Origin of the sequence: Paracoccus sp. 08, assembly GCF_024105395.1 — a bacterium.
GTDB lineage: Bacteria > Pseudomonadota > Alphaproteobacteria > Rhodobacterales > Rhodobacteraceae > Paracoccus > Paracoccus marcusii.
Map to the genome: position 1 here is coordinate 1 of NZ_WEKR01000045.1, position 11,464 is coordinate 11,464.

Genomic DNA, 11,464 nt, shown 5'->3' on the forward strand with positions numbered 1-11,464 from the left:
GCTGCTGAACAAGGAGATCTTCGACACCTTGGACGACGCGCGCCGAAAGATCGCCCTCTGGCGCTACGACTACAACGCTGTCAGGCCGCACTCCTCGCTCGGCAACCTGACGCCGCTCGAAGCGCGCCGGACGCTTGCGCTCCCTGATGGCTCCGCGCCCGGCGCGCTTGCCATGAAACCACCCCCCGACTACCAATCTCAAACCGGCAGACTCTCATTATGAACGAGGGACGATCGGGGGGCAGGTCAACGGCAGTGAATTATTTCGTTCAGTCCGTATTCCCAGATAACAGTGTCACCGCATTTAGGTCCGTGTTCTTGCAAGCAGCGGTACGTACCACACAATGTGGTGTTTGCTCCCACCGCCAGGTTTGTGATGGGACCAAGATACGTTGTCCAGCCGTCCCGGAACAGCGAGTTTGATCCCCCGACGATATACACGCTCATGAGTGCCACCCTTTTTTGACACCCTATTCAATGGCAGGACAACGACAAGAGCGCATGCATATGGGGCCACGCTATTCGCATTTTTTCATCTAACCAAGTTACCCGCTAAGCTTGCATGAACCCGGGCACTTGCTGAATTTTCTCTTTCCATTCTATCTGCGCGGAAGGTGACAACCATGCTCCGCCACCAAATCCAAGCGTCAATCTTCCCGGAGAACCGGGCCCTGTTACATCACTTGCTGTGAGGATTGCCAATGCGATCGGTATCCCCTAGCAGCAACGGAACTGAGCGTGATGCTGGCGGCGTGGGATACGATAGTTGATTAGTCGCCGGGCGATCGGTTGTTGCGTCAGTTCGGCGGCGGGATTCTTTATATACCAGACCCGGAATGACTGACCATTGGAACGATTCGATGCCTATGATTGAACTATCCTTCTGGATGGGTTTATAATCGGCTGTTTCATCCCTATCTTGCCGTAGAGCCTCATGCACGCTATGAAATCATCATTAAAACGCCCCACAGTCGTTACTGCGAGGCGTTTAGATATTTTGATTAGTAATTAAATTTTTGCGACAAGTGGTCTTTTGTTCTGAAGATGCCGCGACACGATCTTACGACCCAAGCGACCAGATAGAAGACGACGTACCCCCCTCGGCTGATAGCCAGGCTCTGCAAGCTGCGGGAGCAAAGCTAGAATTTCCGCTCGAGCTGCTTGACCAACAGACTTAAGAGCTTGTTTTCCAGTAAACAACGACTCTGTTTCAGCGCCGTTTGCAGTAACGACCTCATGTTGGCCCAACATGAAATGATAGTACTCGACGGTATTCAGATCCTTCGCAATGTCGATGCCGTCAACCTGCAATAGCTGCTTTGCCGCCACGAGAACTTCGCTTGAACCTGAAACTCTCTCGGCAATTTTTGAGCGAATTAGTATTCTATGTTGAGGTGAGACCAAAAGGTCATAGGCAGGCAGTCCTCTACCCAAGGCGCCAGACGTAATACGAACTGGTCTGAAATTTGGGAAAGCCGTCAACATCGAAGCGCTTAATTTGCGCGATCCGATCCAAGTGATTGCGACATCTCCACTGTCTTTGGTGGTCACCATGTCGCCGATTCTTAGGTCTTCAACAGGAATGTAGCCGTGCGAAGTCAGGATCGTCGTTCCCTTTGCAAAGCAAACGAAGCCAACAATATCGTCCTCATCAACTACCAAGACAGCGTCAGGATCGGGGTCTTGCGTTGTAATGACGTTATTTACTATACCATTCACGCCGTTTGGAAATAGAGTTGAAATCAGGGGATTTGAGACAACTTCGGTAAGTGGAGCATTTACCAATTCGGTAACCACCGGGTTAGGTATACCTGGTCTGGTTATTGTTGCGCTTGCTGTCAGATTTGCAGCATCAAGTGGATTTTCTGTTATGATGAAAACATTTCCACTGCTATCTACAAAATAGCTGCCGGAAATGGGATTAACGCGCACTTGTACGCTAACGATCAGGGGGGAGCCAATCGTAAGCGCAGCGTTGGAAAACTCAACGCCTCCCTGATAGGTTCCTTGGAGAGGCTCATCTGCAACAATCGGAGCAACAGCCTCCCCTGGCGCTGTCGTCGTTGTGCTTCCATCGTCCCGGACGTTGTAGCCCTCAATTTCTCTGGATGCTCCAAAACTATTTAAGACGCCTGTTTGAGGCAGTGTCACGACTGGCGTGTCAGCCTCAAGATCGATAGTTGCGCCGTTGATCTGCGTAATAAAGGGCATGCGAATTCCTTCCTATACACCGATGGCCCCGCTGAATGCGGAGTATGAAGCAGGCGTGAAGGTCAGTGCGCAGTGTCCTTAAGGTTGTGTACCACACCGTTTAGTTGAATCCTAACATTTTATTAAGAATTTGTTTGGAAGCTGGTTGGGGTGATTTCCCAGTGGTTGTCTCTTGGAAAAGTCGGCTGCGGAAGTTCGCTACCTGTGACTCTGTTGGGGCCTACGCTGAGGTGTTGTGTCCTGAGCCCCGCATCCTCCTCCAGTTTGAGATAGAATCCGCTTGAAACCGAGGAGACGGACGATGAAGCGATCGAGGTTCAGCGAGGAGCAGATCATCGCAATGCTGAAGGAGCAGAGTCGACGCACTGCGTCGAGGGGATGCCTACGGCCGATGTCTGCCGCAAGCACGGGGTGAGTTCTGCGACATTCTACAAATACAAGGCCAAGTATGGCGGGCTTGAGGTGTCGGATGCGCGACGGCTGAGGGCGCTGGAGGAGGAAAACGGCAAGCTCAAAAAGCTGCTCGCCGAAGCGATGCTCGACAATGCCATCCTAAAGGATGTCGCGGCAAAAAAATGGTAGCGCCCGGTGTGAAGCGGGCGGCGGTGGCGCATGTCGTGGAGATCCACGGGGTGAGCCAGCGCCGGGCGTGCCAAGCCTTGGCCGTGGATCGGTCGAGCGTGCGCGATCGCGAGCCATGCGCCCCGACGACGCCGAGGCGCGGGTAGCGATGAAGGCCGTCGCGGCAGAGCGGCGGCGCTTCGGCTACCGTCGCATCCCCATCATGCTCGAACGCCAAGGGATCGTGATGAACCTCAAGAAGCTCAGGCGGCTCTACCGCGAGGAGAAGCTTCAGGTGCGCCGCCGGGGCGGCCGCAAGCGCGCCCTTGGCACGCGTCGGCTGATGCTGCTGCCGGATGCGCCGAACATCCGCTGGAGCCTCGACTTCGTCAGCGACGCGCTGACGGACGGACGCCGGTTTTGGGTGCTGGCGGTAGTCGATGACTACAGCCGAGAGTGCTTGGCGCTGGTGGCGGACACGTCACTGTCGGGGCATCGCGTCGTTCGCGAACTCGACGCCGTGATCGCCCGGCGAGGCCGTCCCGCCATGGTGGTCAGCGACAATGGCACGGAGCTGACCTCGATGGCGATCCTGTCCTGGTGCCAGCGCACCGGGATCGAATGGCACTACATCGCGCTTGGAAAGCCGATGAATCGAGCCATGTGTCCGCCACTGGTCCGAGAACCATGGCGAGGGGCTTCATCGAGTGCTTCAACGGGCGGTTCCGGGACGAGCTGTTGAACGAGACGTTGTTCTCGACCCTCGGCGAGGCCCGGCAGCAGATCCGCGCTTGGCAGGACGATTACAATCACCACCGCCCGCATTCCGGCCTCGGGAGCATGACCCCGGCCGAGTTTGGGGCAATGAAGGGGCTGGAAATGCGCGCCGCGTAGCCCCAGAAATCAACCCGCGGATTCTCCGAATGGCTGGAGGAGAGTCGGGTCTCAGGTCGCACGACGGGATTTGCAACTAGGTCACGGACCGCTCAAGCGGTCCCCCGTACCTGCCGCGCTGATACTAACCTAGTGCCTCAAGCACAGGCTCATATGGATTCCAGATCGGCACCAAAACGAGAGACGGCAAGCCTAGAAGAGCAGGATATCGTCTGCAACTGCTTCTGCACTTATGCCTCGCCCAACAAGCGTAATGACGTTTCCGTTTCCAAAATCTAAGACCGCCCCAGTGGGAGTTTCCCTGATGACATCGTTGTAGAACGCTGGAACAGACTGGCGAAGGATAGCATCGTCGATCATGAGTCGATCGATCCCGACCTGATAGTCTGTAATCATATCGGAACCACTGCCCGCGTGGAATACGAACGTGTCGGCACCAGCGCCACCATTGAGCAGGTCGTTACCCTGTGATCCAATCAACGTGTCATTTCCGGCGCCACCTTGAAGGGTGTCGGAGCCATTGCCGCCTACCAACTTGTCGTTGCCGCCTCCACCCCTCAGAACGTCATTGCCATTCCCACCGATGAGAGTGTCGAAACCATATCCGCCGTTTAAGGTATCGTTGCCCTCTCGACCCCATAGAAGGTCATTTCCGCCATGACCCTCAAGTCGGTCATTGCCCTGGTTTCCATCGAGGACATCATTCCCAAGCCCGCCCAACAATTCATCAAAGCCATAACCACCGATGAGACGATCATCTCCTTGCCCACCGTCAAGGGTATCGTTCCCACCTCCGCCATGAATCCAGTCGTCACCTGCCAGCCCTCGAGCAAGATCGGCACGACCGCCAAGCTGAAAGTCGTCGGAACGGGCGGTTCCTTGCACGGCGAGGCCATCTGGCGAGGAGGTCTTGACGACACCGTCGAATGTATCGTCACGCCATTCGCTGCGGCTTTCTGCACTCGAGTCGATCGCCGGAACAATGCCTCTTCCAAAAACACCAGTATCCAACGCTGGCTGCCCTGTCGTCCGGCCAAAGTTCTGAGTGACCATCAGAACCGTATGGCCCTGGAAATTGCCCATCTCCAGACCGATCCCAATGAACTCCATATTAGGGTCCACGATGTTCCGGTAGTGACTTGGGCTATTCAGGAGGTTCTGGTGCAGCTGCCTGATTTCGTCAGTCAGGTCCGAAGCGCCACGAACTTGGACATACCCCAAGTTCTCTCTTGTGCCCCAGCTCTCCCCATACATAGGGAAGCCAGCCCTCGCCATACGATCAGACGCAGATGATCCACCTGCACCCGTATGTGAAAACACGTCGGCAGAGAGCATCCACTGACTATGTAGTTCGGCGGACGCATTTAAGGGTCTTGCAATCTTAAGCGGGGCAAGGCCGTTCTCGAGGCGAGTGCTGTTCACTAGCTGGACGAAGTAGCGCTCTTGGGCAGTCGCAAAGCTCATGAATCTATCCTTTTCGAGAGCAAATAGCATCAAGTGTGAGCATAACGCAAACATCTCCTTTAGATTGTATAATAATCATGTGAACAATTCAGGATTGATTATCTTGATACCTCGGTTGTGATAAATGGGCACGGTTGGTCATCGCGATGCTCTCAAAGAATGGCCATTTTGATACAATGCCCAAGGACTGGAGGAGGTTTGGCCGCGCTCACCGGTCAAGTGAGGCCACAGGCCTTATGGTCGGTCAGACAGCCGGTATGAACGCGGGGCATCGGAACATTCACACCTTGTTCCGGATACGTCGCCTTGGCTTCTCAACACTATTCATAGGGACCCTGATGTCTTGTGTATGGAATCAAAATCCGTTTCAGCAATGGGTGTCCGTTTTAGTCAGACGGCCCTTGTCCCGCCCATTCGTATTATTATTTTGGAGATGGCTGGATCATCGAACCATTGGCTCACATTGGCTGTCAGCGTCCTTCTCTCTATTATCCGTTCGGGCTGCTTTTGTTTCTCGGTTGGTATTCGACGCGCTGGCGCGAGCTCGTTGTCGTGTCGGGTGTTTACATTTTGCAATTATTGCGGTCTTCTTATCTCCCGTGACGGTGTACCACCTTGTCACTGCACCCAGCGGAGTTACTGCGCCGGGTTTGCTTGAGGATCCAACTCCTGAGTAGAATGGATTATCATGAGCAAGACCACGAACAAGTTTTCGCCCGAAGTGCGCGACCGCGCCGTGCGGCCGGTACTGGACAGCGAAGGCCAGCACCAGTCTCGCTTGTAAGCCATCGTATCGATCGCCGCGAAGATCGGCTGCTGGGCGCATAGGCTGAATGACTGAGTCAAGAAGGCCGAGGTCGACAGCGGCAAGCATGCGAGCGTTCCAACCGAACTGGCCGAAAGGATGAAGGCGATGAAACAAGAGAACCGCGAGCTGCTCCAGGCGAATGACATCCTCCGCAATGCGTCAGCGTATTTTGTGATTGCGGAGCTCGACCGCCGGTCGAAGTAATGGTGGGTTTTATTGCCGCGCACTGAGATGCGCACGGGGTCGAGCCGATCTGCAGCGTTCTGCTGATTGCCTCCTTCACCTATTACGATCAACAGGTCAGGCCGGCTGATCCCGCCAGGCGATCGAAGCATGCGCGCAGGAATGAGGCGCTACGCCTCGAGATCCGGCGTGTGTTTGAGCAGGCCTGGCGGGTCTACGGCGTCCGGAAGATTTGGCGGCAGTTTCGCAGTGAGGGTTTTGATGTGACCCGCTGCACGGTCGCGCGGCTGATGAATAGCATGGGTATTCAAGGCATCATCCGCGGCAAACCGCATAGGACGACAATCTCTGACAGGAAGGCGCTCTGTCCGCTAGACAAGGCGGGCCGCCAGTTTTGGGTGCCTGCGCCGAACAGGCTGTGGGTCAGCGATTTAACGAATGTCGCCACTTGGAAGGGGTTCATCTATGTCGCTTTTGTCATCGACGCCTATGCTCGCCGGATCGTGGGCTGACGCGTCAGCACTTCGGCGCATGCCGGTCTCTTGATGCGCTGGAACAGGCGGTTTACGAGTGCCGTCCCGGCGAAGGGGTTGGGGTGGGGATGGTCCACCATAGCGGCAAGGAGCCGCATTATTTATCCATTCGCTACAGCGAGCGGCTGGCCGAGGCCGAAATCGAACCTTCGATGGGGCAGCGTCGATGACAGCTATGATCACGCGCTGGCGGAGACGATCAACGGGCTAAAAAGGGCGTAGGCTGTGTTGAAACGTCAGCGTGTGTCGTCACCTGAGGGAATTAAGCGCGAAGATCTAGCTTGCGTTTCCAAACAAACCACAACGAGCAGCGCCGTTCAGGCGTCAGAGCACTCACCGACCCTGGGCCCTGATCAGCGTGATCATTCGCTCGATGTTGTAGGCGAGGACGTTCAGCGCAATCTCTGTTTTCACGTTCTTCAGCCGTCGGGTAAGAAAGTGGAACGTGCCCATCCACGCCTTGATGAAGCCAAACAAGTGCTCGACCGTGCCTCGGCGCATCGTCATTGGTTCAGTCGGTCCGATCAGCCTCGCCCGTGCCGCCTATACCAAGTGATCATGCGCCCACCTTGCGGTTCGGCGCTCCTTGCCGGTCGTTAATCGCGATTTCATGGGGCATGTGCCACCCACGCTGGTCCTGCGGCGGCCAAGTTCCAAGGCGTCTTCCTCGGTTCTTTGGTCATACGATAGTGCTTCCCCTGCAGGACACAACGATAGATACCCGTGTCGGTCATATAGGCGAAGTCCGCCTTTTCATATAGCATGTCGAGGCGGTCGCCCGATGTCTCGGGGCGCGGGATTGCAGTAGTGATTCCATGGCGGGTCAGGCTCTGTCGACCGCTGAAGGTTCTGTTATCGGCCAGCACATGCATTTCGTGACGACGGAACGCATCCTTCGCCTCATTTGCCATCGGCACCGAAAAAACACGGTTATGACCGATTCGTGAGTTCATGTGCGACGATCAGGTGGTTCTCGGTGTCGACGGCAGACTGGACATTATAGCCGACTATGCCGCTGCTCCTGGCGCTGGTCGCCATGGCGCGGGCATCGGGAACTGTCAGCGATATCTGCCCGTCCAGCGCATCGGGCAAGGCCCGACCCATTGCGCGTAGGTGTTAGGTATGCTGCCGGACATCCCCATAACGCTTAGCCAAATACTCAACCTCTTTGGCCCCAACCTCACCGTCCTCCTGTCGATCAACCTGCACATTTCCGGGATGAAGTGGTTTATGTTCCCTCCCAAGTGGACGATGCGGCTGGTGGTCTTGCCCGTGGTAAAGTTGCGATCCCGGCTGTTCTTACCTCCCGAACTTTCTCCCGTCGGTGGCACGCAGGAGCTATCCGACATGCCTGAGCCAGCGGCGTAGCTTCACGAACTGAGCACAATTGCGGCGGATGCTGGGGGCGCTGTTACGCCGGAAGTCAGCTATGGTTTTGTGATTCCGAGAAGGAGGCGGATTAACCACATGAGTTCGTCGTTCTGCCCGGCTTGCTTATCAATATTTATAAGAATTTTATATAGTATAGCAGAACGATGCAATATAAATTTTGGAAGTGAATTATAAAAATATTTTTTAAAAATTAAATTTTGGATTTCCGAAATGCGCAACGCGCGCACTGTTATGCAATCGTTAATAAATTCAATTTAAAAAAGGGTTCTGCAATGTTCTGCGATAACTATTAATTACTTGTTTCCATACTGTAAATCAATTCATCGCGGAACGTTGCTGATCAGCCCATTCTAAATTCACTTCAGGAAGGACACGTAATGAGCATTTTCGTCGGCCTCAGCGGCTTGGCGGACTATTCCGCTGCACAACCTTTCATAAATGTCTTAAAATGCGGGCGTAGATGGGAGGGTCGTTCTGCATCAGCTTGGGTTCAAACGTCAAGCGATGCGATGAAATCAGGTGGCCATCTGGATGGTAATGGCAATCCAATCCGTATTCCGTCCGGCGCCAATCGGGTTGGAACGATTGTCCTGTGCGAAATCAACGCGGCAGACACAACTCTGAATGGACGATACAGACTGGCGTGGACCGGCGATGGTACCGTATCTGTTCAGGGGGTAGGGGGCGTCACCCGCGGCGCTGGCTGGTTGGAGTTCGACTATCGCGCTTCTGGCGGCAATATGGTCTTGATCGACTTGACGGCGATCAGCCCAACTAACCCGATAAAGCTGGTTTCATGCGTGCGGACGGATCATCTTGCGCGACACGCTGCGGGTGAGATTTTCCGACCTGCTTGGCTCCAGCAGATACGCGGCTTCCCGCTGCTGCGCTTTATGGATTGGATGGGCACAAATAACAGCAAGCAGCGTATTTGGGCCGACCGCACACCTGTCTCGTCTTTCAGCTACGTCCTTGGCGCGCCTGTCGAGGTGATGGTGGCGCTGTGCAACGTAGTTGGCGCCGATCCTTGGTTTTGTATTCCGCATCTTGCCACCGACGATTACATCACTCGCTTTGCCCAATACGTCCGTACGAACTTGCGTGCTGATCTAACGGCGCGGTACGAGTACTCTAATGAGGTCTGGAACTTTATGTTCGGGCAGGCGCAGTGGGCCAATGAACAAGCTCTACGTTTGTGGCCTGACTACGTAAATCAAGATGGATGGATGCAGTTCTATGGCGCGCGAGCGTCCGAGATGGCTATATTGATTGACCAGGTATACTCTGGGACAACCGGACGTCATCGCAAGGTCATCACGACCCATACCGCATGGCTGGGTCTTGAACAGGGTATGCTGGAAGCACCAAAATGGGTTGCGATGCAGCAAGGCCGCCGGGCTCCGCGACTGCGTTTCGACGATTACGCTGTTACCGGATATTTCGGCCACGGTTTGGGCGCACAGCAAGTTCAGGACTGGCGCACTAGCTTGACCGAGGCTCAGGCGTTCGAGCGCATGGCGGGCGTGCTTGATCGCGAGATCACCGGACTAGAACGCCAATGGCGCGATCAGAAAGCCATTGCGGATAAAGCGGGCCTTCGTTTGGTAATGTATGAAGGGGGAACTCATATCACGCCGGATCACGGTGTCCTGAACCAGAACACGGGTCTTTTGGATTTCATCGAAAAGTTCAATTACTCAGCTCATATGAAGCCCCTTTATACTCGCGCTATCGCTGGTTTCAAAGCGGCAGGGGGCGAGGCCTTCAACGTCTTTGTCGAAATGGAACGAGCCAGCAGGCACGGGTTCTGGGGCGGCTTACGCCATGCTTCGGACAGCAACCCCCGTTGGGATGCCATTATGGCTGCGATGGCTGAACCTGACATTACGCCTGCACCGGTGGTCCCCTCGCCGGTCATCCCCACTCCTCAGCCACAGCCACCTATCGTGACGCCCAAGCCGCCGGTCGTCGATCCCACACCCGACCCCAAGCCCAATCCTGCACCGACCCCCGATCTGGAACCGAGCCCCAAGGAGACCAACATGGCTGAACAGAAGCTGCTGACCGAGATTTTGTCCGGCTTGAACACGATTACCACCGCGCTTAAGGCTCATCTTGCCGCTGAGCCTGCCACGCCTGCACCAGTAACGCCACCGGTTCAACCGCCGGTCACGCCTCCGGTACAGCCCCCGGTGACGCCGCCCGTGACCCCGTCGCCGCAAATTCTGCCGACTGGCTATCGTGCCACGCAGGATTTCAAGATCGACAAGGATCTTCAGTTCGACTGGTCGGCCGCAGGTGGGGTAAACATCTTCCTGCCGAACTGGGCGGGGGGCGATCGAGGCAATGGCGTTGGCGGGAGCCTTGGTACGCCCCGCCGTGTTGTTTATCCAGACGCAAAGTCGGTCGCGATTACGGCTGGCATGGAAGAGGGCCGTTGGCTTAATGGCGCACTTCAACTGAACCGGCCTACCAGCGCTATCGGCAAATGGGGCGCTGTCGTCACTAGCGAAACAGCAACCGCAGTCAATGCATTCTTCACCTACGCAGGCAACAGCAAGGAGCTTGATTTTGAACTGGTGAAGCAAAACGGGGTTATCGGTTGGGCTCCGGCCGTGCATATGCCCCGAACTGGCGGCGGCCGAGCATCCTCGGATCGCCGGCAGCTAAAGCTTGGCGAATTCAAATTGGGCGTTCCTCAACGTTTGGAGTTCGAACTCTTTGCCGATCGCTGCGAATTCTCTATTGACGGTAAAGTATTCGAGACTGTTCGCCACGCCGATATGGGCGCAGGCTTTATTTGGGATACAACCACGGGGATGGCAACCTTCGCCACAATTGAACGCCACCAGTCGTGGGCGGGCTGGAGCGCGGCTGATTATGCAAATGAAAACCGGATGACGGTCCATGGCTTCCGTCTTCCAACTATGCCGTAGAAACTAGCCTAGCTGCTAATGCGCGTTAAAAAAATACAGTATTCTTGCTAAGCCACTGCATAACAACTAATATTAAATCCGTATCTAGGGGCCATATGCATATCGCGCTTGGCCCCTTTTTCGCAGCGTTTCAACCGGACAAATAGATAGCTGCCTTAGTTGTGCCAATCCTATAACTTTCTATGGGGAAAACGTGCAATATTTCAGATCTAGATGGCACACATCCCATTCTAGGCTCCAGACTTGTTAATTTTCAAAGCCAGAAGATGACAGTTGCGGCGAGAGCGATGGCGGACAGAAAGCCCTTCGGGCACCTGTCGTAGCGGGTCGCGACGCGGCGCCCGTCCTTGAGCCTGCCGGACATGATCTCGATACGATTGCGCCGCTGGTAGCGGCGTTTATCGTATGTGACGGGCTTGCCTCGGGATTTCCGGCCAGGAATGCATGGCGTGATGCCCTTGTCCTGCAATGCTTCACGATAC

Annotated in this window: 8 protein-coding genes, 2 pseudogenes and 1 other annotated feature; of the genes and pseudogenes, 5 read left to right on the forward strand and 5 right to left on the reverse strand. The window is 55.3% G+C overall.

Annotation, left to right across the window (positions count from 1 at the left end; all coding sequences use genetic code 11):
• Positions 1–223: transposase (locus GBO37_RS13425; RefSeq protein ID WP_252929378.1), on the forward strand; the 223-nt coding region annotated here is incomplete at its 5' end.
• A gap of 785 nt (positions 224–1,008) precedes the next feature.
• On the opposite strand, the gene GBO37_RS13430 is transcribed toward GBO37_RS13425, so the two are convergent.
• Positions 1,009–2,211 carry a Hint domain-containing protein gene (locus GBO37_RS13430; protein ID WP_252929542.1) on the reverse strand — a complete coding sequence of 401 codons (1,203 nt, stop codon included), beginning with the start codon at positions 2,209–2,211 and terminating at the stop codon, positions 1,009–1,011.
• A gap of 301 nt (positions 2,212–2,512) precedes the next feature.
• Here GBO37_RS13430 and GBO37_RS13435 point away from each other — a divergent pair.
• Positions 2,513–3,666: pseudogene (locus GBO37_RS13435) on the forward strand (IS3 family transposase).
• 192 nt (positions 3,667–3,858) lie between these two features.
• Here GBO37_RS13435 and GBO37_RS13440 read toward each other — a convergent pair.
• Positions 3,859–5,130 (reverse strand): CAP domain-containing protein, encoded by a 1,272-nt coding sequence (locus GBO37_RS13440; RefSeq protein WP_252929544.1) that lies wholly within the window; start codon positions 5,128–5,130, stop codon positions 3,859–3,861.
• Between the two features lie 688 nt (positions 5,131–5,818).
• On the opposite strand from GBO37_RS13440, the pseudogene GBO37_RS13445 reads away from it, so the two are divergent.
• Positions 5,819–6,873 (forward strand): annotated as a pseudogene (locus GBO37_RS13445) (IS3 family transposase); the annotation flags it as partial.
• Positions 6,100–6,216 (forward strand) — a sequence feature (AL1L pseudoknot). Its footprint overlaps the pseudogene before it by 117 nt.
• Positions 6,874–6,987: 114 nt before the next feature.
• Here GBO37_RS13445 and GBO37_RS13450 read toward each other — a convergent pair.
• Both GBO37_RS13450 and GBO37_RS13455 read right to left on the reverse strand, forming a co-directional pair.
• Positions 6,988–7,161 carry a transposase gene (locus GBO37_RS13450; RefSeq protein ID WP_252929545.1) on the reverse strand — a complete coding sequence of 58 codons (174 nt, stop codon included), beginning with the start codon at positions 7,159–7,161 and terminating at the stop codon, positions 6,988–6,990.
• A 101-nt stretch (positions 7,162–7,262) separates the two neighbouring features.
• Positions 7,263–7,607, reverse strand: a complete 345-nt coding sequence (locus GBO37_RS13455) for a hypothetical protein (RefSeq protein WP_252929546.1) — start codon at positions 7,605–7,607, stop codon at positions 7,263–7,265.
• A 169-nt stretch (positions 7,608–7,776) separates the two neighbouring features.
• On the opposite strand from GBO37_RS13455, the gene GBO37_RS13460 reads away from it, so the two are divergent.
• Both GBO37_RS13460 and GBO37_RS13465 read left to right on the forward strand, forming a co-directional pair.
• Positions 7,777–8,022 (forward strand): hypothetical protein, encoded by a 246-nt coding sequence (locus GBO37_RS13460; protein WP_252929547.1) that lies wholly within the window; start codon positions 7,777–7,779, stop codon positions 8,020–8,022.
• A gap of 401 nt (positions 8,023–8,423) precedes the next feature.
• On the forward strand, positions 8,424–10,982 hold the full coding sequence (locus GBO37_RS13465; RefSeq protein ID WP_252929548.1) for a hypothetical protein: 2,559 nt from the start codon (positions 8,424–8,426) through the stop codon (positions 10,980–10,982).
• A gap of 253 nt (positions 10,983–11,235) precedes the next feature.
• On the opposite strand, the gene GBO37_RS13470 is transcribed toward GBO37_RS13465, so the two are convergent.
• Positions 11,236–11,464: transposase (locus tag GBO37_RS13470; RefSeq protein WP_252929549.1), on the reverse strand; the 229-nt coding region annotated here is incomplete at its 5' end.

What these genes read in the sequence shown, in the direction of transcription:
- GBO37_RS13430 (WP_252929542.1), bottom strand. Translation starts at nt 2,211, where the DNA reads ATGCCCTTTATTACGCAGATCAACGGCGCAACTATCGATCTTGAGGCT.
- GBO37_RS13440 (WP_252929544.1), bottom strand. Translation starts at nt 5,130, where the DNA reads ATGAGCTTTGCGACTGCCCAAGAGCGCTACTTCGTCCAGCTAGTGAAC.
- GBO37_RS13450 (WP_252929545.1), bottom strand. Translation starts at nt 7,161, where the DNA reads ATGACGATGCGCCGAGGCACGGTCGAGCACTTGTTTGGCTTCATCAAG.
- GBO37_RS13455 (WP_252929546.1), bottom strand. Translation starts at nt 7,607, where the DNA reads ATGAACTCACGAATCGGTCATAACCGTGTTTTTTCGGTGCCGATGGCA.
- GBO37_RS13460 (WP_252929547.1), top strand. Translation starts at nt 7,777, where the DNA reads ATGCTGCCGGACATCCCCATAACGCTTAGCCAAATACTCAACCTCTTT.
- GBO37_RS13465 (WP_252929548.1), top strand. Translation starts at nt 8,424, where the DNA reads ATGAGCATTTTCGTCGGCCTCAGCGGCTTGGCGGACTATTCCGCTGCA.